The organism is Rhizobium sp. 10N414 (assembly GCF_056394785.1).
In genome coordinates, this window is record NZ_JBFTIN010000042.1 from 17795 (window position 1) to 42464 (window position 24670).

At 62.4% G+C, this 24670-nt stretch carries 21 protein-coding genes, 1 tRNA gene, 1 rRNA gene and 1 pseudogene; 9 read left to right on the top strand and 15 right to left on the bottom strand.

Annotation, left to right across the window (positions count from 1 at the left end; translation table 11 throughout):
• From AC1DE4_RS26540 to AC1DE4_RS26550, 3 genes are read left to right on the top strand one after another with little or no spacing between them, the layout of a single operon-like run.
• On the top strand, positions 1-1218 hold the full coding sequence (locus AC1DE4_RS26540; RefSeq protein WP_477883807.1) for an acyl-CoA dehydrogenase family protein: 1218 nt from the start codon (positions 1-3) through the stop codon (positions 1216-1218).
• Positions 1215-2540 carry an LLM class flavin-dependent oxidoreductase gene (locus tag AC1DE4_RS26545; protein WP_477883809.1) on the top strand — a complete coding sequence of 442 codons (1326 nt, stop codon included), beginning with the start codon at positions 1215-1217 and terminating at the stop codon, positions 2538-2540. The genes AC1DE4_RS26540 and AC1DE4_RS26545 overlap by 4 nt, the downstream gene beginning before the upstream one ends.
• A 21-nt stretch (positions 2541-2561) precedes the next feature.
• Complete coding sequence (locus AC1DE4_RS26550; protein WP_477883811.1) at positions 2562-3410, top strand: NADPH-dependent oxidoreductase; 849 nt, start codon at positions 2562-2564, stop codon at positions 3408-3410.
• 24 nt (positions 3411-3434) lie between these two features.
• Here AC1DE4_RS26550 and AC1DE4_RS26555 read toward each other — a convergent pair whose 3' ends face one another.
• On the bottom strand, positions 3435-4445 hold the full coding sequence (locus AC1DE4_RS26555) for a LysR substrate-binding domain-containing protein (RefSeq protein WP_477883813.1): 1011 nt from the start codon (positions 4443-4445) through the stop codon (positions 3435-3437).
• 297 nt (positions 4446-4742) lie between these two features.
• Between AC1DE4_RS26555 and AC1DE4_RS26560 the strand changes: the two genes are divergently transcribed.
• The gene (locus AC1DE4_RS26560) at positions 4743-6359 is read left to right on the top strand and encodes an ABC transporter substrate-binding protein (protein ID WP_477883815.1); all 1617 of its coding nucleotides are present in this window, start codon (positions 4743-4745) and stop codon (positions 6357-6359) included.
• Positions 6360-6431: 72 nt separating this feature from the next.
• Here the strand turns inward: AC1DE4_RS26560 and AC1DE4_RS26565 are convergent, their stop codons facing one another.
• The 8 genes from AC1DE4_RS26565 to AC1DE4_RS26600 all read right to left on the bottom strand — a co-directional run bounded on the left by AC1DE4_RS26565 (position 6432) and on the right by AC1DE4_RS26600 (position 15215).
• On the bottom strand, positions 6432-7847 hold the full coding sequence (locus tag AC1DE4_RS26565; protein ID WP_477883817.1) for an FAD/NAD(P)-binding protein: 1416 nt from the start codon (positions 7845-7847) through the stop codon (positions 6432-6434).
• Positions 7848-7914: 67 nt separating this feature from the next.
• On the bottom strand, positions 7915-8877 hold the full coding sequence (locus AC1DE4_RS26570) for an amidohydrolase family protein (protein ID WP_477883819.1): 963 nt from the start codon (positions 8875-8877) through the stop codon (positions 7915-7917).
• Positions 8878-8910: 33 nt separating this feature from the next.
• Complete coding sequence (locus AC1DE4_RS26575; protein ID WP_477883821.1) at positions 8911-10158, bottom strand: acyl-CoA dehydrogenase family protein; 1248 nt, start codon at positions 10156-10158, stop codon at positions 8911-8913.
• Positions 10159-10227: 69 nt separating this feature from the next.
• Positions 10228-11286 (bottom strand): aldo/keto reductase, encoded by a 1059-nt coding sequence (locus AC1DE4_RS26580; RefSeq protein WP_192242004.1) that lies wholly within the window; start codon positions 11284-11286, stop codon positions 10228-10230.
• Positions 11287-11316: 30 nt separating this feature from the next.
• Complete coding sequence (locus tag AC1DE4_RS26585; RefSeq protein WP_018859508.1) at positions 11317-12252, bottom strand: ABC transporter ATP-binding protein; 936 nt, start codon at positions 12250-12252, stop codon at positions 11317-11319.
• Positions 12233-13225, bottom strand: a complete 993-nt coding sequence (locus tag AC1DE4_RS26590; protein ID WP_192306706.1) for an ABC transporter ATP-binding protein — start codon at positions 13223-13225, stop codon at positions 12233-12235. Before AC1DE4_RS26590 ends, AC1DE4_RS26585 begins: the two co-directional genes overlap by 20 nt.
• The gene (locus tag AC1DE4_RS26595; protein ID WP_477883824.1) at positions 13225-14229 is read right to left on the bottom strand and encodes an ABC transporter permease; all 1005 of its coding nucleotides are present in this window, start codon (positions 14227-14229) and stop codon (positions 13225-13227) included. Before AC1DE4_RS26595 ends, AC1DE4_RS26590 begins: the two co-directional genes overlap by 1 nt.
• The gene (locus AC1DE4_RS26600) at positions 14226-15215 is read right to left on the bottom strand and encodes an ABC transporter permease (RefSeq protein WP_477883826.1); all 990 of its coding nucleotides are present in this window, start codon (positions 15213-15215) and stop codon (positions 14226-14228) included. Before AC1DE4_RS26600 ends, AC1DE4_RS26595 begins: the two co-directional genes overlap by 4 nt.
• 274 nt (positions 15216-15489) lie before the next feature.
• Between AC1DE4_RS26600 and AC1DE4_RS26605 the strand changes: the two genes are divergently transcribed.
• From AC1DE4_RS26605 to AC1DE4_RS26625, 5 genes are read left to right on the top strand one after another with little or no spacing between them, the layout of a single operon-like run.
• Positions 15490-17097 (top strand): ABC transporter substrate-binding protein, encoded by a 1608-nt coding sequence (locus AC1DE4_RS26605; RefSeq protein WP_112646632.1) that lies wholly within the window; start codon positions 15490-15492, stop codon positions 17095-17097.
• A gap of 24 nt (positions 17098-17121) precedes the next feature.
• Complete coding sequence (locus AC1DE4_RS26610; RefSeq protein WP_169680960.1) at positions 17122-18300, top strand: LLM class flavin-dependent oxidoreductase; 1179 nt, start codon at positions 17122-17124, stop codon at positions 18298-18300.
• A gap of 10 nt (positions 18301-18310) precedes the next feature.
• Entirely contained in the window at positions 18311-19363 is a 1053-nt protein-coding gene (locus AC1DE4_RS26615) for an ABC transporter substrate-binding protein (protein WP_477883829.1), read from the top strand.
• A gap of 19 nt (positions 19364-19382) precedes the next feature.
• Complete coding sequence (locus tag AC1DE4_RS26620) at positions 19383-20537, top strand: acyl-CoA dehydrogenase family protein (RefSeq protein ID WP_477883831.1); 1155 nt, start codon at positions 19383-19385, stop codon at positions 20535-20537.
• Positions 20538-20589: 52 nt separating this feature from the next.
• On the top strand, positions 20590-21660 hold the full coding sequence (locus tag AC1DE4_RS26625; protein WP_477883833.1) for an LLM class flavin-dependent oxidoreductase: 1071 nt from the start codon (positions 20590-20592) through the stop codon (positions 21658-21660).
• A 27-nt stretch (positions 21661-21687) separates the two neighbouring features.
• Here the strand turns inward: AC1DE4_RS26625 and AC1DE4_RS26630 are convergent, their stop codons facing one another.
• From AC1DE4_RS26630 to rrf, 6 genes and pseudogenes are all read right to left on the bottom strand, one after another.
• Positions 21688-21936, bottom strand: a complete 249-nt coding sequence (locus tag AC1DE4_RS26630) for a CopG family ribbon-helix-helix protein (RefSeq protein ID WP_169681008.1) — start codon at positions 21934-21936, stop codon at positions 21688-21690.
• Positions 21937-22624: 688 nt separating this feature from the next.
• Positions 22625-22963 (bottom strand): annotated as a pseudogene (locus AC1DE4_RS26635) (SIP domain-containing protein); the annotation flags it as partial.
• A gap of 109 nt (positions 22964-23072) precedes the next feature.
• Positions 23073-23597, bottom strand: coding sequence for a GNAT family N-acetyltransferase (locus AC1DE4_RS26640; protein WP_062370610.1), 525 nt, complete (start codon positions 23595-23597; stop codon positions 23073-23075).
• Between the two features lie 3 nt (positions 23598-23600).
• A complete protein-coding gene (locus AC1DE4_RS26645; protein WP_477883835.1) occupies positions 23601-23900 on the bottom strand; it encodes a type II toxin-antitoxin system TacA family antitoxin in 300 nt (99 codons plus the stop codon).
• Positions 23901-24186: 286 nt separating this feature from the next.
• Positions 24187-24263, bottom strand: a tRNA-Met gene (locus AC1DE4_RS26650).
• Between the two features lie 222 nt (positions 24264-24485).
• Positions 24486-24600: ribosomal RNA gene (rrf, locus tag AC1DE4_RS26655) — 5S ribosomal RNA — on the bottom strand.
• Between the last annotated feature and the right edge of the window lie 70 nt (positions 24601-24670).

Below are 24670 nucleotides of genomic sequence, written 5' to 3' on the forward strand. Positions count from 1 at the left end.
ATGACCGTAAAGCCCTCAGGCTTCGAACCAGCCCTGCTACCTCCCCTCCTCTTCGAGCCGGACCAGACCGATCCCTATCTCGCCAAGGCGGTCGAACTCAGGAACATCTTCGCTGTCGATGCCGTCGAGCGGGATCAACAGGGCGGGAGGCCGACGGAGCAGGTCCGGCTTCTCAAGGAGAGCGGCCTCGTCAATCTCCTCATTCCCACGGAATTCGGTGGCGAGGGACAACCCTATTCGACGGCTCTGCGCATCGTGCGCGAATTCGCCAAGGTCGACGGCTCGCTTGGCCACCTGTTCGGCTATCACTTCAGCCCGATTCAGAATGCCCTGACGGGGGCCAGCGACGAACGATCGGCCGCGATCCTGCGGCAATCGGCCGAGGGTCGGTGGTTTTGGGGCAATACAACGAACAGCTTCTCCAAAAGCCTCTTCGGCAAAAGGATAGAAGGTGGCGTCCTGTTGAACGGCTATCGGCCATTCGCCTCCGGGTCGCATGTCGCCGACTATTTGATGGTCGCATGGGAAGACGGGGAAACGAACGCCCGCAGCTTCGCCTATATTCCCGCCAATCGCGACGGCATAACGATAGCCGACGATTGGGATGGGATTGGCCAACGGCAGACCGGCAGCGGTCGCGTCCTCTACAAGGATGTGGCGGTGAAGGATGAAGAGCTGCCGGAACGCCCCAGGGATCCGGCTGCCCTTCTCATTCCGCAGCAACAGCAGAGCGTTCTCCTCAACGTCTTCATCGGCAGCGCGCAAGGCGCCCTGATCGCAGCGCGGGATTATACGATCACGAAGTCTCGGCCGTGGATCTACTCCGGTGTCGAACGCCATTCGGACGACCCGTGGATCAAGCGACAGTACGGTGAACTCTGGACCAAGGTGCAGGCCGCAACCGCACTGGCTGACAGAGCCGCAGTCGCCATCGATGCAGCCTATGCCAAGGGCCCGGCGCTCACGGCAGAGGAGCGCGGCGCGACCGCGATCGCCGTGGCTTCCGCCAATGTCCTGGCCGGCAAGGTCGCGCTCGACGTCACCAGCGAAATATTCGAGGTGATGGGCGCCCGTTCGGCCGTGCGCCCCTACGGCTTCGATCGTTTCTGGCGCAACGTCCGCATCCATACGCTCCACAATCCGGCAGAGTACAAGACCCGCAATGTCGGCTCCTGGTTCCTGACTGGCGACTATCCCGAGCCGGGGATATTCCAATGAGCCGACGGCAGCTTCATCTCAACATCAATATCCTGCACTCGGGGTTCTCCCCGGCGGCCTGGCGCATGGAAGGCAGCGACCCGCGCGCCTCCTTCGACATCAACCACTACATCAAGGTCGCTGGCATCGCGGAACGAGGCACCTTCGATGCCGTCTTCCTGGCCGACCAGGCGGCCATATCGGACCGCATCGACTTCCGCCCACTGACTTCGCTGGAACCGACGATCGTGCTTGCGATTGTTGCGGCCAGCACGGAACGGATCGGGCTGATCGGCACGGCCTCCACCACTTACAACGAGCCCTACAATATCGCCCGGCGCTTCGCGACGCTCGACCATGCCAGCGGCGGGCGCGCCGGCTGGAACATCGTCACCAGCGCGGATCTGGCGCAAAGCCGGAATTTCGGCCTCGAAAAGCCCGTGGCCCATGCGAGCCGCTATGAGCGGGCCGGCGAATTTGCCTCCGTGGTCAAGGCGCTATGGGACAGCTGGGAGGAAGAGGCCTTCGTCGGCGACGTCGCGACGGGACGTTTCGTCGATCCCGGCCGCGTGCATCCGATCGCTCACAACGGCAAGCACTTCTCCGTGCATGGGCCGCACAATATCCCGCGCCCGCCACAGGGGCACCCGGTTCTCGTGCAGGCGGGCGGATCAGACGACGGGCGCGCGCTCGCCGCCGAACATGCCGAAGCCGTGTTCTCCGCCTCACAATCCTTCGAAGAGTCGCTGGATTACGCCAGGGATTTGCGTCGTCGCGCCGCTCGTTACGGTCGCTCGGAAAACAGCATCCTTGTGCTTGCGGGCCTCGCCACCATCATCGGCAGCACCGAAGCGGAAGCGAGGCGCAGACAGGAAGAGCTGCGCGACCTCATTCCGCTGGAGTACAGCCTTGCCCGGCTGGCCGGCGTCCTGCAGGTCGATCAGAAGAAGCTCGAACTCGACAAGCCATTGCCTGAGGACATACCGCTGCCGGCTGACGGCGGGCACACGTTCTTCCACGCCACATTGGCGCTGACGCGGCGGCAGGGATTGACCGTTCGAGGCCTGATACGCGCGCTCAACGGCGGTACCGGGCATCGCACGATTGTCGGAACGCCTGCCGCGATCGCTGACGATATCGAGACATGGTTCACCGCCGGTGCGGCTGATGGTTTCAACCTCATGCCCGATGTGCTGCCGCATGGGCTTGAGGTTTTCGTCGATGAAGTGGTTCCGATCCTGCGTCGCCGCGGTCTGTTCAGGCAGGAATACACCGGGCGCACATTGCGCGATCACCTTGGCCTCACGCGACCACACAACCCCTACGCCACCGCGGCGGAATAGCGGCCCGGAAAGGACGCTCCCATGACACCATCCCTTGCGGCAAAACCAACCGGCACCGACCGGCTGGCGACGCTATCAGCCGAACGCTATCGCCAGGCGCAGCACCTCGGCAGCGACTGGAACGAAACGATCGATACGCTGCTCTCCCACCGCAGCGTGCGCAGCTATTTGCCGGATCCGGTTCCACACACCGCTGTCGAACTTGCCGTTGCCGCCGCGCAGTCGGCTGCCAGCTCCTCCAACCTGCAGGCATGGAGTGTCGTCGCCGTCGAGGACCCCGAGCGGCAGAGCCGCCTGAACGCCGTTGCCGGCAATCAGCGCCAGATCGCCCAGGCACCCCTCCTGCTCGTCTGGCTCGCGGACCTTGCCCGGCCTCGGGCGATCGCAGCGGACGGCGGCTCGGCGGGCGACGGCCTCGACTATATCGAGAGCTTTCTGCTTGGCGTGATCGATGCGGCACTTGCGGCGCAGAATGCGGTCGTTGCCTTTGAATCGCTGGGGCTTGGGACGTGCTACATCGGTGCGATCCGCAACGATCCGGAAACGGTGGCCCGGGAACTCGCCTTGCCGGAAGGCGTCTTCCCGGTCTTCGGCCTGACGGTCGGCTTTCCGGACCCGGCGCAGCCCGCCGGCGTAAAGCCACGCCTGCCGCAATCGACGGTCCTGCATCGTGAGCAATATGCGGATGACGCCCGGGCGCGGGATCTTGCCGGCTACAACAAGGCATTGCGAAGCTTTCAGGCGGAGCAGGCGATGCCGGCGATCGACTGGACCGATCAGGTCCGCAATCGTATTGGCACGGTCGAGGCGCTGAAGGGCCGGCACGTGCTAGCCGCGGCCGCGCGCAGGCTGGGTTTTCGGCTTAAATAGAGCGGCAGGGCCTGGAAGAACAACTTATTCGGCCGCCATCATGTCGGCGGCCGGCCGGATGCGGCGCGCGATGATCTCGTCCATCGTCTGCAGAGCGCGCGCTTCCGCGAGCAGCCACTCGCGAAACAGATCGACGCGCATCAATCGCGCCGTATGCGCCGTGGTGGCGAAGAAATAGGACGAACTGACGGGCTGCGGCACGCCAAAGGGGCAGACCAGCCGCCCGGAGCGGATCTCTGCTTCCGCCAGCCGGATCTTGCCGAGCCCCAGCCCCTGCCCCGCCAGCGCTGCATCAAGGACGAGGGAGGACTGGTTGAGACGAAAACCACCCTGCGACGGAAGGCAGGAAAGCCCGGCGGCGCGCAACCATCCACCCCAATCCGGGCAGGATTGATCATGCTCGGCGCCCTCCTCATGCAGCAGCGGCACGTCTTCGATCGCCTCCGGCTTGCCCCACAGCCCATACGTATCCGCAAACTCCGGGCTGCACACCGGCAGCACGGCTTCGGAAAAGAGATGATCGACGATGAGCCCCGGATATGGACCGCTGCCGTAGCGGATCACGCAATCGGCGTCGCCGGCATCAAGGTTCGTCAACTGGGTCGACGCATCGACCAGGACCTGAAGGCGCGGGGCGGCCCGCCGTAGCGCATCGAGGCGCGGGATGAGCCACTTGCTGGCAAAGGACGGGGCGACCGAAACGCGGATCGGCTGTTCATGATCGCTCTGCACGAACTGAGCCATGGCGGTCAGAACCGCATCGAAGGCCCCGGTCAATCCAGGCACCAATGCCAGCCCGGCCGGCGTCAGATTCAACTGGCCACGCACCCGGTTGAAAAGCGGCTGGCCGAGATAGTCTTCCAGCAGGCGGATCTGTTGACCGACCGCAGCCGACGTCACATGCAACTCTTCGGCAGCACGAACGAAATTCAGATGTCGCGCCGTCGCGACGAAGGCCCGCAGCGATGTCAGCGGCGGCAGTCGCGCAAGCGTGGGCTGGATTGCTTTTCTGCGGGAGTCGGCAAAGGTGCTCATTGCGTGATTGCACCACAAACCGCCCCATGAAGACGAGAACCGGCTTTCCTTCCAACCCTGCCGGCGGAACATTTTCTTGCGCTGCAGACCTCGATCAGAGATGCAAAAACTCATTTTCGGAAATTGTATATCTTTTTAGTAGATTAAAGGGATCGACTACCTACCGACGCACTGGCGCGAAGTTTTCCTTTCCCGGACGCGGAGAAAAACATTCTTCCGGTTTTGCGCCACGCTGCCCGATGATTGCCACGACGATGCTTCGACAGAGGCATTTCAAACGCAATTCAGGGGGTATTCATGGACATCAGCAGACGCCAGCTAAACAAGCTTCTTGCCGCGACAGGCCTTACAGCGTTCCTACCGCTTAACGCCTTCGCCGAGACTACGGCACCGACAAGGGGCGGCACCTTGAACTTTATTGTCGAGCCGGAGCCGCCGACGATCCTGGCGCTGGCCCACACCGCAGGCGGTACCCAGAAAGTCAGCCCGAAGATCACCGAAGGTCTTTTGACCTACGACTTCGATCTGACACCGAAGCCACAGCTCGCCACGGAATGGTCAATCAGCGACGATGGACTGAACTACACCTTCAAGCTCCGCCCGAACGTGAAGTGGCATGACGGCAAGCCCTTCTCATCGGACGACGTTGCTTATTCCATCGAGCTTCTGAAGCAGGTCCACCCGCGTGGCCGCGGCACCTTCGCCAATGTCACGAAGGTCGAAACGCCCGATCCGCTGACCGCCGTGATCCGGCTTTCCAAACCGGCGCCCTATCTGCTGAGTGCTCTCTACGGGGCCGAGTCGCCGATCGTGCCCAAGCACGTCTATGACGGCGTCAAGATCGCTGACGTCCCAACCAATCCGAATGGCGGTGCCCCGATCGGTACGGGACCATTCGTCTTCAAGGAGTGGGTACGCGGATCGCATATCATCCTCGAGCGTAATCCTGATTACTGGGACGCCGGCAAACCCTATCTCGACCAGGTCATTGTGCGCTTCGTGCCTGATGGCGCGGCCCGCGCCGCCGGTTTTGAGACCGGCGAATTCGATATCGGCGGCGACAATCCCATTCCGCTAAGCGATCTCGAACGTGTGAAGGCACTGCCGAACATTGCCGTCGATTCACGCGGCTACGAGACCAAGGGCGACCAGACGCAGCTGATCTTCAATCTCGACAACGAGTATCTGAAGAATGTCAGCGTTCGCCGCGCGATCGCCCACGCCATCGACCTCGACGTCATCCTGAACACCGTCTGGTACGGCTACGGCCATGTTTCGCCGACCCCGATCAGCACCTTCCTGCCGCGCTATCTCGACACCTCGATCAAGCCCTACGCCTTCGACCTGAAAGCCGCTGAACAGCTGCTCGACGAGGCCGGCTACAAGCGCGGAGCGGACGGCGTCCGCTTCAACCTGCGACTGACCCACAATTCCTACAACGAAGGCTTCAAGCGGGTCGCCGAATATCTGAAGCAGAACCTGACGCGCATCGGCATCAACGCCACGATCGATTCCTACGACTTCTCCACCTACATCAAGAAGGTCTACACCGACCGTGCCTTCGACGTGACGGCCGAATATCTCGGCAACCAGTTCGATCCAACGCTTGGCGTGCAGCGCATCTACTGGTCGAAGAATTTCAAGCTCGGCCTGCCGTTCTCGAACGCCAGTCACTACAACAACCCGGAGGTGGACAAGCTGCTCGAAGCCGCATCCGTCGAGATCGACGATGCGAAACGCAAGCAGCAATTCTTCGCCTTCCAGAAGATCGTTGCCGACGAAGTGCCGGTGGTGAACCTGATTTCACTGGAGAACGTCACCGTCTTCAACAAGCGGGTCAAGAACCACACGATCGGGGCCGAGGGTGTGCAGTCCAACTTCGCTGATGTCTACATCAAGGACGGCGAAGGCTGAGGTGCGGCGGCAGGACCTGCACAGGAAAGGGGCGCATCGTCGATGCGCCCCTTTTGCTTTTTGGAGGTGAGATCACGCGACGCGGACGGGCGTGAATTTCGTGAGGATACGATCGGCGAGTGCAATCGCCTGGGCGCGCTGCTCGGTGATCGAACTCGACTCCCATGCAACGCCCCGCAGCGGATGGCCGATGGCGCTGAGATTGCGGTGGACGAGCCCCTCCTCGTTGATGAGATCACCCGCCGGCGTCGCATCAATGCCATAGCCGGTGCTGTGAGGGCGAACCTCGCCGCTCGCGACCAGGCTCTTCACGAAGGGGTCGGATACCTGGCGCCAATCATGCAACTGATGGCCACGACAATCGATCACGCCGTCGAACGGCACCGTCTCAACGCCTGTCGCTGTCTTCAGGCTGGCGGTGATCTCGCTGCCCTCAATGGCAAATCCAAGGATACGGGCGCGGCCATGCTCCAGCCGACCTTCCGAAATCACCCGCTCGATAATCGCGTGGCTTTCCGGCGCCGAGCGATGCGCGGTAACGTCCCAGTAGGCCCTGAGATGCCGGGTGAACCGCAGACGCTCACGATCGCTGGCCCCTTGCCACAGCGAGAGAATATGGGGGCGGATCGCCAAGGGCAGCCCTTGCCAGTCTGCACCCTCAGCCGAAATCGACCGTCGTTCCGCCTTGACGCGCGACAACAGTTCGCGCGCGGTTGATGGCAACGGGCCATCGGCCAGAAAGTCGCGCGCTGCGTCGACAGTCCTGCGACCCTCCACGAACTGGCCACGGCGCGATATCACGCGGTAACGGCCGCGATAACCCCGCGCCTCCATGCTGGCCACGGCATCGACCATCGACAGGCTCGAACCTATCAGGAGAATTTCCTCGCAGCCTTTCAGACGGTCGAGCGCCAGTGCGTCCCACGGATTGGCTGCAAAACGCGGGTGACCGGCGAGTTGAGCCTCGGCGGCCGACAGGCGCGGTTGGAAAACGCCAAGGGCCAGCACGGCCTCATCCGCCTCCACAGAGGTACCGTCAGCCGTGGTAATGCGGATCCGGCTCGGCGTTGCCACCAGCCCGGATGCCGACGACCGGATATGCCTTAGCGTCGAACCGAGCCGCGCGTTCGCGACCGCACGCGCGAGCTCGTCACGGACATAGGTTCCATAGAGGTAACGCGGCGGACTGCTTGTGCCCGCCTCGGCGGGAGGCGTCCAGCCGTAGGCCGGGCCATTCTCGACGAGCCAGCGCGAGAGATGGCCTGGATCCTCTGGATAGAGGGAGAAGATTTCAGCCGGACCGTTCACCAGATGGGCCGGATCGGGTGTGCTGTAGGCAACACCTCGCCCAAGCTCCTCTCGTCGCTCGATGATGGTGATCGCCAATGGCACTTCGGTCTTGTCGAGCAGCTTGAGCGCCGTCAGCGCCCCGGCGAAGCCCCCGCCGACAATGGCGACGGAGTGATGCGGAATACGATCGATGCGCAATAGACCTACTCTCCCACCGGCGTCGGTGGGGCGTGATATGTCGGGATATGAGAACGGGCGGACGCCCTTATGCGATCAGCTTGTCGCGACTGCGATGGCGCCCATTCAGCAGTTCGAGGGCGTTTCGGCTGGCAATCAGCTCGGCTTCATGCTCGCTCAGTCCGGCCGCCGCAAAGGCTGCGGCCAGTCCGTCCTGCGTCGGCTCGTGCCCAAGGATCGGCCAGTCGCTGCCGGTCAGAACATGGTCGGCGCCGACGAGACTGGTCACGAAGCGGATAAAGCGTGCCTCCGACGGCATGATGTCGATATAGAGGTGACGCCGCTTGCCCGCTGGCGCATCCGCGAAAATGGACGGCAGTTCGCCGAAGGGGCCGGTCAGGGCGAGTGCCGAAATGCCGAGCGCGGTAATGACGACCCGAAGTTCCGGCAATTCGTCGAAGACGCCCGACGTCACCAGCGAGATCGCGGCGGCGGCGTTGATCGTGCCACGACTTAAGCGGGTCCCGAGCCTGCCGAGGCCGGACAGCTGCGTTGAAAGCGGCTCGGGGTTGATGGGATGCAGGAAGACGGGAACGCCGAGCTCCGCAGCAACCCTCAGGACGGGCCGGGCTTCCGGCGCATCGATCAACCTCTCACCTCTCGCGCTGTCGAGAAACAGGCCGGACAGATTGAGGTCGACGATGGCGCGCCGTGCCTCGACCGCCGCCGCTTCTCCGCCGAAGGTGTCCACGGTCGCCAGCGCGAAAAGCCGATCGGGATGGCGCGCAACCGTCGCTGCTAGGTCGTCGTTCAGCTTGCGGCTGACCGCGCCAAGATCGGCATCAGGTGCCGCGACGATCGACAGCGCGACCCCGATCACGCGGCGCGAGATACCGGCCGCATCGCTATCTGCGATCAGCACATCGATATCGGAGATCTTCGTGCCGATCCGTGCCCACAGCGGATCGAGCGGGCGACCGGGCGCGCGGTAGACCTCCCAGCCTTCGGGCAGGAAATGCGTATGGAAATCGACGATATCGAGCTTGCTCATGGTGGCTCCGTGGCGATCGCTGCGCGGCAGGGACTAGAAGACCTTACCTTCTTCCAGGTGTGTCGTGGTTCCATTGATGTAGAAGTCACCGACCACCCTCGCCTTGTGCAGCAAGGGATTGTGATTGAGCACGGTGCGGATGTTGCGCCAGTGCCGATCGAGATTGAGATGGCGCGACGTCGCGGAGCCGCCGCCGAGTTCGAAGACGTTGGTTGCGGCCGCCAGTGCAATCTGCGAAGCCACGATCTGTGTGCGTGCAGTCGTCAGCGCGCTCTCGATCAACGCGGTCTCCAGCGCCTGCGGATCGCCGGCGGCGAACGCGGCGGCCGTCTTGTCGAGCGCACGCGCGTTTTCGCGGATCAACGTGTCGACGGCAAAGGAGCCGGCGGCGACCTCACCGAGAATCTTCTGGACGAAGGGATCCGCACTGGCGGTTTCAGCCGCGCTATGGGCTGCCGAGCGGGCCTGGCGGCGCACATATTCCGTCCCTTCGGCGAGCGCGCCACGCACAGCGCCCGCCATTGACGCCGCAAGGTGCAGCTGCCGCAAGGTCGAGGTGTGGCGTCCAACGAGCGTGTTGAGGCCGCGCGTGGAGATTTCATGCGGCAGTACCTCGACGTCTTCGAGCAGAACACCACCGCTCGCGGTCAGCCGCTGGCCCATGCCATCCCAGTCGTCGAGAATGGTGATGCCGGGACGATCGACCGGAAGCAAAACGCTCACGAACTCACCGTCATCGTTCTTCGCACTGAATGATGCGAAGTCCGAGAACGCCGTGCCCGTCGCATACCATTTGCGGCCGTTGAGACGGTAACTATCGTCCGATCTCGTCAAACGTGTCGTCACCTCGCCCGGCCGCTTGGTGCCCTGTTCCGTATGAGCTCCGCCGAAAAGCTTGCCCGAGAGAACGCGACTGAGCTGTGTTCGGTCGATAGCAGTGCTGGGGCTGAGGATCAGGCTTTCGGTGAAATTGAAATGGCTGCGCAGCGCGTGAGCGACATTCGAATCCGCGGCGCCGATCGCCATGATCGTTTCGATGTAGTCGGCAACGGATCCACCCGGACCGCCGAGCGCCACAGGAATGCGCAGCGCCCCCAGACCTGCCTCCTTGAACAGGCGGAAGGCCTCGAATGGAAGCTCCCTTTCCAGATCGCGTCTTGCCGCCTCCTTCGCGATTTCGGCCGCCAGATCAGGAACTTTTGCCAATAGCGTCGAGAGATCGTTCACCGCCTCCGCAGGTTTCGGGGTGGCGGACAGTGCTGAAGGAGCGGTATTCGGCATGCGGGAACCTTCTCGGCCGGAAAAAGAAAAGAAGGGACCCGCCATATCGGCGGATCCCTGAAGTCATGATCAGGCGACCGCGCGTGTCAGCGGCACGACATTGTCGGCACCGCCTGCGACGCTACGCGGCACGCGACCTTCGACCGGATGGCTCGGATCGTTGAAGCCGGGCGTCGAGGGATGGCCCGTCGTGACAAGTCGGTCGACCAACGCCTCGTCCTCAGCGTCGAGCTTGACGTCGAGCGCGCGGATGTAGCTGTCCCAGTGTTCTTCCGTGCGCGGACCGGCGATGGCCGCCGAGATCAGCTTGTTGTTCAGCACCCAGGCGAGCGCGAACTCGGTCGGAGAGACGCCCTTGCGGGTAGCGTGGGCAGCGATCTCGGAGGCAATGGCGATCGATTCAGGACGCCATTCGGTCTCGAGGATACGCTTGTCGCCGCGACCGGCGCGGGTATCGGCGGCCGGTTCCTTGCCCGGCTCGTACTTGCCCGTCAGGACACCGCGGGCCAGCGGCGAATAGGAGACGACGCCGAGACCATAGTGATGGGCCGCCGGCAGCTGCTCGGCTTCGGCGGTGCGGTTGACGATGTTGTAGAGCGGCTGGCTTGCGACCGGACGATCGATGCCAAGTTCATCGGCCAACTGCGCGACTTCGGCGATGCGCCAGCCGCGGAAGTTGGAGACGCCGAAGTAGCGGAGCTTGCCGGCGCGGATCAGGTCGGCGATCGCGCGCACCGGCTCTTCCAGCGGCGCATCGAAGACAGCGCGGTGGAAATAGAGGATGTCGATATAGTCGGTGTTGAGACGGCGCAGCGAATTCTCGACGGTCTCGATGACCCACTTGCGGGAATGACCGCCGAGGTTCGGACCCTTCTTATGCGAATTGACAAACTTCGTCGCCAGAACCCAGTGATCGCGATGCGCCTTGATGCCCTTGCCGACGACCTCTTCCGACTTGCCGTCGTGATAGACGTCGGCGGTGTCGATGAAGTTGATGCCCTGCTCGCGGGCCTTGTCGATGATGCGGAACGCGACGTCATCGGGCGTTGGGCCGCCGAACATCATGGTTCCCAGGCTGAGCGGTGACACCTTGAGCGCGCTGCGCCCGAGATAACGATAATCGACCATTGTATTCTCCTTCTTACTGAGCGTGATGGCTTACTGAGCGTGATGGCAGGCGGCGGCGTGGCCGCTGCCGAACTGGCGGAATGCCGGATCTGCGGACCGGCAAATATCGGTGGCGAGCGGACAGCGCGTATGGAAGCGGCAGCCGGCCGGTGGATTGTGCGGGCTCGGCAGATCGCCTGATATGGGCGCGGCCTGCTTGCGCCGCGACGGATCGGGCACGGCGGCGAGCAGCGCCTGCGTATAGGGATGCTTGGCGCCCTTCCACAGCTCGCTCGTCGGAGCGCTCTCGACGATGCGGCCGAGATACATGACGAGCACGCGATCGGCGAAATAGCGAACCACCGAGAGATCGTGAGAGATGAAGAGATAGGAAAGCGATAGCTCCGTCTTCATCTCGACCAGCAAATTGAGGATCTGCGCCTGGATCGAGAGGTCAAGCGCCGAAACAGGTTCGTCGCAGATGACGAGTTCCGGCTGCAGGATGAGCGCGCGGGCAATGCCGATACGCTGGCGCTGGCCGCCGGAGAACTCATGTGGATAGCGATCGAGCGAATCCGCCGGCAGGCCGACATGGGCCACCATCTGCGCGGCGATCGCCTCGCGCTGCTTGCGCTCGCCGATACCGTGAACCGCGAGAGGAGCCGTTAGGATGGTGCGTATCGTCTGCCGCGGGTTAAGCGAGGCAAACGGATCCTGGAAGATCATCTGGATGCTGCGCCGGACCGACTGCAGTTCGCGCCCCGCCATGGCGGTGACGTCCCTGCCCTTGAAAGTGACGCTCCCCGACGATGGATCGACGAGCCGCACCAGCGACTTGCCGAGTGTGGATTTGCCACAGCCGGACTCGCCGACCAGCGCCACCGTCTCGCCTTCGGCGATATCAAGCGACACGCCATCGACGGCGCGCACGGTGCCAGCGGCTCCGGGATAATGGGTCGAAAGCCGATCAACCGACAGAAGCGACATTGGCGTTCTCCGCAATGGCTGGAACATAGGGGCACGCCACCTGCCGGCCGGCCGGCAGTGCGATAAGTTGCGGTACGACGGAGGCGCAGGAGGGCCGGGCGACCGGACAACGCGGACGGAACGAACAGCCCTTCTCGCCGGCAGCCGAAACGATCGAGCCCGGGATCTCCGAGAGCGGTCCGTCGCGGTAGTGATAGTCCGCCTTCAGCCGCGGCGAAGCCGACAGCAAGCCATTCGTGTAGGGATGGTACGGCCTCTCGAACACCTCGCCCGGAAGTCCCTCCTCGATCTTGCGCCCGGCATACATGACGACGACGCGATCGGCCCATTGCGCGACGATGCCGAGATCGTGGGTGATCAAAATGACGGCCATGTTCAGCTGCACCCGAAGATTATCGAGCAGCTGCAGCACCTGCGCCTGGATCGTCACATCAAGCGCCGTCGTCGCTTCATCGGCGATCAGCAGTTTCGGATTGCAGGCAACAGCGATGGCGATCATGACGCGCTGGCGCATGCCACCGGAAAGCTGGTGCGGATACTCGTCGATACGGCGGCGGGCTTCTGGAATGCTGACGAGATCCAACAGCGCAATGGCGCGCTCTCGGGCCTGACGCCGGTTGAGATCCTCATGAATGCGCAGCACTTCGATGATCTGATCGCCGATCGTCAGCACCGGATTGAGCGATGTCATCGGCTCCTGAAAGATCATGGCGATGTCGCGGCCGCGGATGCGGCGCAGGTCCCGTTCCGGGAGGCCTACAAGATCACGCCCGTCGAAGCGGATCTGCCCTTTAGCCTTTGCGTGCCGCGGCAACAGGCCGATGAGGCCGAGCGCCGTTAACGACTTGCCGGAGCCGGATTCCCCTACGATGGCGAGCATCTCGCCCGGATTGACGGAAAAGCTGACACCCTTCACAGGTTCGGCGGCCCCAAAACGCACTGAGAAGTCTGAAACCTCGAGGAGTTTCGTCATCACCGATCCTCCGAAAAGCGCGGGTTGAGCGCGTCGTTCAGACCATCGCCGATCAGGTTGAGCGAAAGCACTGTGAAGACGATCGCAAGACCGGGAAGCGCCGTCAGGTACCAGGCGGTGCGGATGACATCGCGCCCTGCCCCAATCATCGAGCCCCAGGAGACGCGGTTGGGATCGCCAAGCCCCATGAAGGAGAGCGCCGATTCCATCAGGATCGCGCTTGCCACCATTACCGAAGAGGTGACGATCAGTGGCGGCAGCGCATTGGGAAGGATCTCGCGGAAGATGATGCGGGAATGGCCGAAGCCGAGGCTGCGGGCAGCCTGCACATAGTCCTTCTCGCGAATGGCCCGGAATTCCGCGCGCGTCAGTCGCGCCACCGTCGGCCAAGAGACGATCGCGATGGCGATGGTCACGGTCGCTGTCGTCGGCTGGGCGATTGCCACGAGAACGACGAGCAGCACGAAGCTCGGAATGGTCTGGAAGATCTCGATGAACTTGACGAGGATATCGTCGATCAGACCACCGAAGTAGCCGGCGACGGCGCCGATGGCGATCCCCACAGTCAAGCCGAGCGCGGTGGCCGCCAGCCCGACGGTCAGCGATATCCGGGCGCCGTGAACGATGCCGGCAAGCACATTGCGGCCCATGGAGTCCGTGCCCAGCGGATAAGCAGGGTTCTGCCCGGGCCACAGGAAGGGGCGCGCAACCATCTCGAGCGGATCGCCGGGAAAGAGAAGCGGCGCCAACAACGCCGACACCGCAACGAGCAGCAGAATGCCTGTACCGAAGAGTGCATTGTAGTTGCCGAGGAAGACTTTCAATTCCCGACGCATGCCGCGCCAGGCCGTACCCGAAACAGAGGCACGGACGTCGGGGGCGTGGATATGTGTCCAGCGCGGCTGCTTGGGCGCTTCCGGTGCTGGTTGATCGCGCTCGACCTTTTTCTGTGGCGCGAAGTCTATCGCCTGGCCGGCCAGTGTTCCAAGTTTTTGAGTATTCATCGGCTTGCTCCAATTCGAGGATCTATCCACGCCTGCAGCAGGTCGACGGCTGCGTTTGCGACGATCACGAGGAAGGAAGACAGGAGGAGAATGCCGAGCAGCACGCTGAAATCGCGCGCCATGACGGCTTCGAAGGCAAGGCGCCCGAGGCCGGGCCAGCTATAGACGGTCTCGACCACGACCGCGCCGCCCAGCATCCCGCCAAAGTGCATGCCGGCCATGGTGGTGATAGGGATCAGAGCGTTGCGAAGGACGTGTCGCGTCGTCAACACGAAGGGCGAGACACCCTTGGCGCGCGCGGTTCGCACGAAATCCTGCGACTTGACTTCGAGCATCGAGGCGCGCGTCAGGCGGGCATAGATCGCAAGGTAAAAAAGCGCGAGCGAGGTTGCGGGCAGCACCATGTAGCGCGCCCTGTCGAGCAGCGCCGGGAACCCTGTCAGCCGCGAGCCAATCGTGCTGTCTCCGCCGCTCGGCAGCCATCCAAGCTTGACCGAGAAGAGCAGGATCAGCATCAGGCCGATCCAGAAGCCGGGAATCGAATAGAAGAGCAAAGAGACGACGGAAATTATACGATCGGGAAGGCGCCCGGAGAAGGCGGCCATCAGCGAACCGAGCAGCAGTCCGACGGCAATTGCAATCGCCAATGCCGCCACCATCAGCACCAGCGTGCCCGGCAGCCGTTGGCCGATCAGATCGGCGACCGGCATGCCGTAGCGCGGCGAAAAGCCAAGGCTGAAATGCGCGAGGTTGTCCAGATAGTTGGCAAGCTGAACAAGGATCGGGTTATCAAGCCCGAAGCGCTCGCGCAGTGCCGCCATCGTCTCGACTGTGGCCGAGCCGGATTCCGCCGCCATCACATCGGCCGCATCGCCAGGCGCCAGCTTCAGCAGGAAGAAATTGAGGATGACGATCCCGAGCATCGTGGGCACGGCCTGAATGATCGTCCTGCTGATCGTTCGACCGATCCGCCTGTAAGCCGACATGTGCCCCACCTCGCGATCTGAAAAGAATTCACCTCGTCTCGTCGCTCAGTAGTTGACTAATTCTGTGGGTTTTGTCAAATCCATATTGGTAAATAATTCCAACGATGCAGCCATTTGGCGCGCTTTTGGAAACTTAATACCGCCTATCGACACTGCGTAGGTTTTCATCCCACTTCAAAGCAGTCACGGGGCAAAAATCTCTAAAGCAGGCTCGATCCGCGGAATGACACTGAAGCGGGCCGTGACGGCCCCTGAATCACGAGGGTTGAACAAGATGTCACTATTTCCCGCACCCACGCGCCGCAGCTTTCTTCTGGCCTCGGTCGCACTCGGCGTCACCGCGACAGCACGGCTTCCCGCCTTCGCAGCCACCGCAACGCGCGGCGGCACGGCAACGCTTCTGCTGGCTGCCGAGCCGCCCGTCCTGACGACGATCGCCCATACCGCCTATAACGCGGTCTATGTCTCGCCGAAGACCACTGAAGGCCTTCTCACCTATGACTTCGACCTCAATCCGAAACCGCTGCTGGCCAAGGAGTGGACTGTCAGCCCCGATGGCCTGACCTACACCTTCAAGCTGCGCGACGGCGTGAAATGGCATGACGGACAGCCCTTCACCTCCGCCGATGTCGCCTTCTCGATCAAGACCCTGAAGGAAGTGCACCCGCGCGGCCGCAACACCTTCCTCAATCTCGTCGACATCGAAACGCCCGATGCACAGACGGCCATCCTCAAGCTTTCCAAGCCCGCGCCCTATCTGATCACCGCACTTGCCGCCTCCGAAACGCCGATCGTGCCGCGCCATATCTATGAAGGCACCAAGGTTGCGGAAAATCCGGCCAATCTTGCGCCGATCGGAACCGGTCCTTTCAAGTTCAAGGAATGGGTGCGCGGCAGCCACATCGTCTACGAACGCAACCCCGATTACTGGGATCAGCCCCGCCCCTATCTCGACCAACTGATCATCCGTTTCATTCCTGATGCCGCCGCCCGCTCGATCGCGATCGAGACCGGAGAAATTGATCTGGCGCCGTCGACACCCGTGCCGCTCAGCGACCTCGAACGGCTGCAGAGCGCCGAAGGGCTCGCCTTCGAGACCAAGGGCTACCAATACCAGAACGGCGTCAGCCGCATCGAATTCAACCTCGAGCGCCCGTTCTTCAAGGACGTGAGGGTGCGTCGCGCCTTTGCGCACGTCATTGATCGCAACGTCATTCTCAACACCATCAACTACGGCTACGGCGCCGCGATCCCCGGCCCGATCAATCCCAACCTCGCGAAATGGTTCGTGCCGGATCTCAAGACCTACCCGATCGATCTCGCCGCGGCCGAGAAGCTTCTCGATGAAGCAGGCTTCCCGCGCGGCGCAGACGGCATCCGTGCGCACATCAATCTCGACTTCGTGCCGAGTGGCGAAACCTATCCGCGTGGTTCGGAGTATATCCGCCAGGCGCTTGCCAAGGTGGGTATCGACGCCAAGGTCCGCAGCCAGGATTTCGCGACCTACACCAAGCGCATTTACACCGACCGCGATTTCGACTTCGCCTTCGAAGGCATGAGCAACCTGTTCGACCCGACGGTCGGCGTTCAGCGCCTCTACTGGAGCAAGAACTTCAAGCCTGGCGTCCCCTTCTCGAACGGCGCGGCCTACAGCAATCCCAAGGTCGATGAATTGCTCGAAGCCGCAGCGATCGAAGTCGATCCGGCAAAGCGTGTCGAGCAGTGGCGCGAGATCCAGCAAATCCTCGTCGACGACGTGCCCGCGATCGACATCGTCAGCCAGCCGGAACTGACCATCTACAACAAACGGATCTCCGATCACACCGTCGGCGGCGAAGGCATCGCAGGCAGCCTCGCCTTCGCCTACGTCGCAGCATCCTGACGCCAAACCAGCAGGAATATACTCATGACCATTCAACATCCCCCCGGATCGATCGTCGGCCTGCCGAAGTTTGCGGCACCCACCGACTTCCCGGAAAGCCCGCTATCCCAGGCGCTGAAGCAGCCCGTTCTCCTCGGCCTCTTCTTGCCGATTCAGGCCGGGGGCTGGACGCAATCGACGCTCGAGCGATCGACCGACTGGCGCTTCGATTACAACAAGGCCTTGACGTTGAGGGCGGAAGAACTCGGCTTCGACCTCGTCTTCGCGCTGTCGCAATGGTTGCCGAAGGGCGGCTATGGCGGCGTCTTCGACGGCCAGGCGCTGGATAGCTTCGTGTCGACGGCGGCGCTGGCGGGCCTCACCAAGAAGATTATGCTCATCTCGACCATGCATGTCCTTTATGGTCCATGGCATCCGCTGCATCTGGCAAAGTTCGGCGCGACGCTCGACCATATCACCGGCGGCCGCTGGGGCATTAACGTGGTCACCGGCCACCGGGCGGTCGAGCACGAGATGTTCGGCTGGCCGCGCATCGAGCACGACAAGCGCTACGAACTGGCCGCCGAATTCCTCGAAGTCGTCCAGCGCCTCTGGAGCGACAGCGAGAACTTCTCCTTCGAAGGCGAAAGCAGCTGGAAGCTCGGCGGCGGCTTCGTCACGCCGAAGCCAAACTTCGGCCGCCCGATCCTCGTCAACGCCACCGGTTCGGATGCCGGAATTGCCTTTGCCGGTCGCTATTCGGATATCGTTTTCATCACCAGCCCGACCGGCGCCGACATCAACAGCGCACTGGAATCGCTGCCGGCGCATACGAAGCGGGTCAAGGATTCGGCAATCAGCGTCGGCCGTACTGTGCGCACGCTGCTCAATCCGATGGTGATCTGCCGGCCGACGGAGAAGGAGGCGTGGGAACTCGCCGACCGCATCGTCGCCCATGCCGACCAACGCTCGCCGCAAGGCTTCCAGTCGCTGAACTCGGATGCCCATGCCTGGAAGGGCCGCGATCCCCAGGATCCATACCGCGCCATCGGCGGCAATATCCGCGTCATCGGCTCGCCCGAACAGGTGGTCGATCAGTTCGTCAAGCTGAAGGAGGCCGGCGTCGACGGCCTGCAGCTCAGCTTCTTCGACTTCCGCGACGATCTCGAATTCTTCGGCACCGACGTCCTGCCCCTGATGAAGCAAGCCGGACTGCGCCACTAGGAGGAACGCCATGACAAGCCCAGCTATAACAGGAAATGCCATTTCCGAAATCTGGTACACGCGCTGCCCGGTGCCGACGCCCGTCGGCCTTGCCGCGCAACTCGGCTATCTCGAGGAAAACTTCCGCAATGACGGCGTGACGCTGAAGTCGATCATCGATTCACCCGACCGCAACATCCGCCAGAGCCATTTCAACCACACGCTCGACTGGTCGTTCCGCCATGGCGGCAACGTTCCGCCGATCCGCGCGCGCTCCGAGGGACGCAAGACACGCCTCGTCGGCATCACCTGGACCGATGAATTCCAGGCGATCATCACCCTGCCGGAAACCGGCATCAAGACCACGAAGGACCTGAAGGGGCGCCGTTTCGGCATTGCCCGTCGCCCGGAAGGCATCGTCGATTTCATGCGCGCCACCGCGTTGAAGGGGCTGCTTTCGGCGCTGTCGCTTGACGGGCTGGCGCTCGACGCTGTGGAGATCATCGATATCGCGCTTTCCGATTCCGTGCTCTCGACGCAGGAAGGCCCCTCTCTCTTCGGGCTGAAGCGCAGGCAGCCCTATGGCGAGGAAGTTGCAGCCCTCATTCGCGGCGACGTCGACGCAATCTATGTGAAGGGCACGGCCGGCATCAATGTCGCCAACCTGATTGGCGCCGTTGAGGTGGCCGAGTTCGGCTTCCACCCCGATCCCAAGATCCGCATCAACTCTGGCTCGCCGCGCGTTTTGACGGTGGACGAGCTTCTGGCCGACGATAGGCCGGATCTCGTCGCCCGCCTGCTGGAATCGATCTTTAAGGCCAGCGCATGGGCCGAAGCGCATCCCGAGGAAACGAGGCGCTTCGTCGCGCGGGAGGCCGGCGCCACCGAAGAGCAGGTTGTCGCCGCCAATGGCCCCGACATCCACAAGCACCTTGGCCTTGGCCTGCAGCCAGAACTGGTGGATGCGATCGGCCACTACAAGAACTTTCTGCGCGACTTCGGCTTCCTCGCCGCCGACTTCGACATCGCCGACTGGGTCGACCGCCGTCATATCGACAGCTTCAACAGGCGTGCCGTTGCCTGAACCGGGAGATTGAACAACCATGCTTCAGGAAAAAATCGATCCGGTGGACAAGGCACGACGGCTCGCCGTCGACTTCGCCGGACGCGCCGCGCATTACGATAAGACGGGTGATTTTCCATTCGAGAACTTCACCCGTCTCTTCGACGCCGGCCTGCTCGGACTGGTGACGGCGGCTGAGCACGGCGGCCATGGCGCCGGCCTTGCCGAGGCGCAGGCCGTCATCAGCGAGATCGCGCGCGGCGAACCTTCGACCGCACTCGTGCTCGCCATGCACTACAATAGCCACTACAGCCTGCGCCGCTTCGCAAAGTGGCCGGACCACCTTGCCGAGCGGGTACTCACGGCCAATCGGCTTGGGCCGGCCCTGATCAATGCCGCCCAGGCCGAGCCGCGCATCGGCTCTCCCGCCCACGGCGCGCTGCCCGAGACCATCGCGCGCCGAGACGGTGACGTCTGGCGCATCAGCGGCCACAAGAGCTACGTGACAGGCATACCCGTGCTGAAATGGGTGTCGCTGCTGGCCCTGACCGACGAGGAGGAGCCGAGACTGGCCTCCTTCCTCGTTCCGACCGACAGCCCCGGCCTGCAGATTGAAAAGGCATGGAATGCCGCCGGCATGCATGCGACGGCCAGCGACGATATCATCCTCGACAATGTCGCCGTTCCACTCGAAGACATCATCGAAGCCCAGCCGGCTTCCGAACCGCTGCGCCGCGAAGAACATGCAACCGCCTTCTTCTTCTCGCTGATATCAGCGGTCTACCACGGCGTGGCGCTTTCCGCCCGCGACCGCGTGCTCGCCTTCGCCGCCCACCATACGCCGGCAAGCCTCGGCGCTCCGCTATCGACGGTTCCGCGCATTCAGGATGGGCTGGGAGAGATCGAAGTCCGCCTTGCAACCAATGCCCGATTGCTGCGCTCGCTCGGCGAAGACGTCGACGCTGGCAGGGTCGTTGGAATGGACGGCATGCATGTCCGCCACGTCGTCATCGACAATGCGGTGGCGATCACCAGCCTCGCTCTCGAGCTCGCCGGAAACCCTGGCCTCAATCGTGATTTCCAGCTCGAGCGCCACCATCGAGACGCCATCACCGCCCGCTCCCATGCCCCGCAGAGCCACATGATCCGGACGATCGCCGCCCGCAACGCACTCGGTCGTCTCGCATCACGATAGCGGGACGCCGATCTCCGGTTTTACTGTTTGATTTCACAAGCACAGGCCGACGATGAGCAAAGACAGCGAATTCCTCTGGTACATACCAAACGACACGAGGCCGGGGCATCGCGGCGATTCCGTGGTTGAACATCACAACAGCCTGGCCACGTTGGCGGAACACGCCAGGGCGCTCGAGGAGCATGGCTGGAAGGGTGCGCTGATCGGAACGGGTTGGGGCAGACCGGACACATTTACCCTAGCCGCTGCACTTGCGGCACGCACGACGACGTTCGAACCGCTGATAGCGATCCGCCCGGGTTACTGGCGACCCGCGAACTTCGCCTCGGCCGCCGCCACCCTCGACCATCTCACTGGCGGGCGTGTCCGTGTCAACATCGTCTCCGGCCTCGACAATCTCTCGGCCTATGGCGACAGGGAGGGAGACCAGGCAGAGCGCTACGCTCGCACCAAGGAATTCATGCGGCTGGTGCGCAGGCTCTGGACGGAGGAAAACGTCAGCTATGACGGCGAATACTTCGGCGTCGCGGGTTCGACCGTCGTGCCGCGCATCGAGGCGCACGGCGATCGTCGCCACCCGAAGCTCTATTTCGGCGGCGCTTCCGAGGCGGCCGAGCGCGTCGCGGCCACCGAAGCGGATGTCCAGCTCTTCTGGGGAGAGCCGCTCGATGGTGTCCGCGAGCGCATCGCGCGCCTGCAGGCGCTGAGCCGGGAGCTTGATCGAGATCTGCCGCCACTCGAGTTCGGGCTCAGGATCACCACGCTGGTGCGCGACACCACCGAGCAGGCCTGGGCCGACGCCGAAGCAAAGGTGGCAGAGATGGCCAAGGGCAATGGCGCCGGCTGGAGCGATCATCGCAGGGCAGTCGCGGTCGGCCAGCAGCGACTGTTCGACCTGCATCGATCGGGAGACGTCCTGGACGACAACCTCTACACCGCCCCCGGCAAATACGGCGGTGGCGGCGCCGGCACGACCTGGCTGGTCGGCTCGGCGGCCGACGTCGCCAAGTCCCTGCGCAAGTACGAGGATCTGGGCATCACCCATTTCGTGCTCTCCGATACGCCCTACCTCGCGGAGATCAAACGCCAGGGTAACCAGTTGCTGCCGCTTCTACGCAGGTGAGCCCTAAGTGACCACTTCGTTTCCGGCTCATGATTGGCGGGCAGACTTGACGTACTTCCCAACAACCTTCGCCACGTCTTCGGCGCTGGCGAATTCGCCGCGATCGGCCGCATCCAACCCGGCTTCGATCTCGGCAAGCTGCCACTCCTGCTGCTCAACGAAAGCCTTGATGGCCTCGGCAGCCATATAGGCGCGAGAGCGATCCAGCTTTTCCGCAATCTGATTAAGCTTGCTCGCGGTTTCATCCGAAACCCGCACGGTAAATGCAGTGGTCAAAGTACCTGTCTTTCCTTGGTTCACTTTTATTATTGGTGAACCACGATGGTTCGTCAAAGTTCTCGCCACACGTGTTTTCGGGCGATTATTAGGAATACGCGATGCCACCCTCCAGATTGAGCGGCGGCAATACATCGTTGTCGTTGAGTGGAATTTGGTTGCGGGGGCCTGATAGCACGGAGACTTGTAAAAGTGCCGGTCTTGATGGGATTCGAACAGAGATTTGCGCGTTAGATAAGAGATTACCGGTTCGGTACCTTCGTACGCGAAGGATCGACTGCGGCATACCCCCACTATGAAACACCTTCAGTCGTTTCTCACGCAAGCGCCGCCATCCGTTGGGTTCAACATGTCATTTGGCTTTTTACGTCGCGGCCGTGATCGCCAAAGCGACCTCGTTGATGCGGGTGCTAGGACTTTGGATAGACCGACGCGATAACTCGTGCTGTCGCGGCACCGGTTAAGAGGTAGGGCCTCGGCGGTGGCGGGACAGGAACTTGCCTTGTCCCGCCTCCCGAAACGCACTCAATGTCGCCAATAGCAGGAGATCATCCGCCACTGACGTGCCACGCGAAGGTCAATTGACGGCAGTTTAAGATACTACCCTCGCCCGGTTTCGATCGCCGCGCGTTCAGACTCGACAGCATCGCTTTCGCCATCACTCAGCTTGCACTGCATCTACTGTCAGTCAGACCGTCTGGGCGATATCCCGCTCCCAGTACCAGGCAACATACATCGACTTTCGGCCATGCTTGCGGCTCTTGAGAAAACTGCGAATGGACCGGGCGTCTGCTTTTTCACAGGCAGCCCAGACGAAGGTGTCGCCACCGCAAGCAACGATCGCGGCTTTGGCCTGATCCGCAGGAATACCGCTCGCAGCCATGGGATAATGCCTACGATGCAACCAGCGCGCCTTGAGCGTGCTCTCGGTCGGCAGCGGCTGCTCCTCGCGGCCATCCTCCACTTCGATGATCGCCTCGATATCAGTCCCAGGCGCGGCTTCCGCGATGATGCGGGCGATCGCCGGCGGGGGCAGGATTTAATCATTACTTGCGATCCCCTCGATCGTCGGCGACCGGCATGTCCGAACCGGGCAGGATCAGGGACAGCCGCTTGGCGTCGGTGAAGACTTCAGGTTATGCGCCTTGCTCTTGCTGTCGCGCTTCCGCCAGCGATGCGACGATTGCGGCGATGGAGCGAAACAGGACGAGCGGGTCGTCCTTCGAGGGCGTGAAGCCTCGGCGCTGCCAGAACTGCGCCGCTTCGTGATCGACGGCGTTGACCATCAACGCCCGCCCGCCGATCAGAGCGGCGGCCTGGACGCAACGCTCAAGAGCATGTTTCACCAGACCTGTGCCGATGCCTATCCCCACCCATTCCGTGTCCGTGGCAAGCTGGCCGAGGAGAAGACAGGGAACCGGATCGGGCGGTTGCCCGGTGCGGATCGAGCGCGGGAGGATCGCAGGGACGACGGCGGTAGGCGCCAGGCCGTAATACCCGACGACGCGCCCGCCCTCATGGACGACGAGAACCGCCGTGAAACCTTTCTCCTGATTGGAAAGCGCGCGCGTCTTCAGCCAATGATCGAGCGTCGGCTTGCCGCAGGAAAATTCGGAAACATCATGCGCCGCCGTAAGCGGTTCTGGAGCCGATAAGGCCACGGCTTATTGCTTCGCCTCGTAATCAACTTCCCACGGCGCGGGCCGCCTGACCAGTTCCACCATCTCCGGAACAGGAGCGACCGGTAGGGACAAGACACCCATGAAATCGGCAAAGCCTTCAGGGCTCATGCGGATGAGCCCCTGCTCCATAACGACTTCCTCTGCGGCGCGCACGGCCGCCTCCCGCACAAAATCGGTGCGCGAGCGGCCGCGCAGGCTTGCCGCGCGATCAATCATTGCAACATCTGCTTCAGGCAGACGCATCGAGATCGGATATTCCTTGCGTTCGACAGTGGCGGCCATGACATATCTCCTTTACGAGGAAAATAGCGATTTGTAGTGCCAAATGCAATACGAAACTATCAGTCTCGTTCACGGGTTCAGCGACTCTACGAGACGCTCGAGGACGTTTCCGAGGAAAAGTGTATTGAAGCGGCGAACGTGATCCGTTCGCTGGTCAAGGACATCATCCTCACGCCGGTGAACGGAAAAATCGAGATCGACGTTCGCTTCGATCTAGCGGGGATCCTGACGCTTTCGGTCAAAAAGGAAAACCCCGCAGCGTGTGCAGCGGGGTCGCAAGTAAATTTGGTTGCGGGGGCAGGATTTGAACCTGCGGCCTTCAGGTTATGAGCCTGACGAGCTACCGGGCTGCTCCACCCCGCGCCAAGTGCAAAACCCTTTGGGTTTTGCACGTCCGAGTAAACCGCTTGCGGTTTGCTCTTACTGCCCGAGCAAATTGCCGAAGGCGATTTGTCTCGTGTAAGGGACGCACTGCATGTTTCCGGGCCCATTATAGCASAAAGGCCGCTTTGTGGGCGGCCCTTTTGATCGGCTTRGGGCCGTTTTCGTGATGAGAAGATTATCTTTGTTTGTTGCGTTTAGCAGACCTGGCAGCGACCGACTCTCCCGCGTCTTAAGACGAAGTACCATAGGCGCTGGGGCGTTTCACGGCCGTGTTCGGAATGGGAACGGGTGCAGCCGCCCCGCCATAACCACCAGGTCAGCGAAGCGCAACAAATGAGAAGCTGGTGCAGTTTTCACTGCGTTTGAACACGTCTTGCATCATCTCC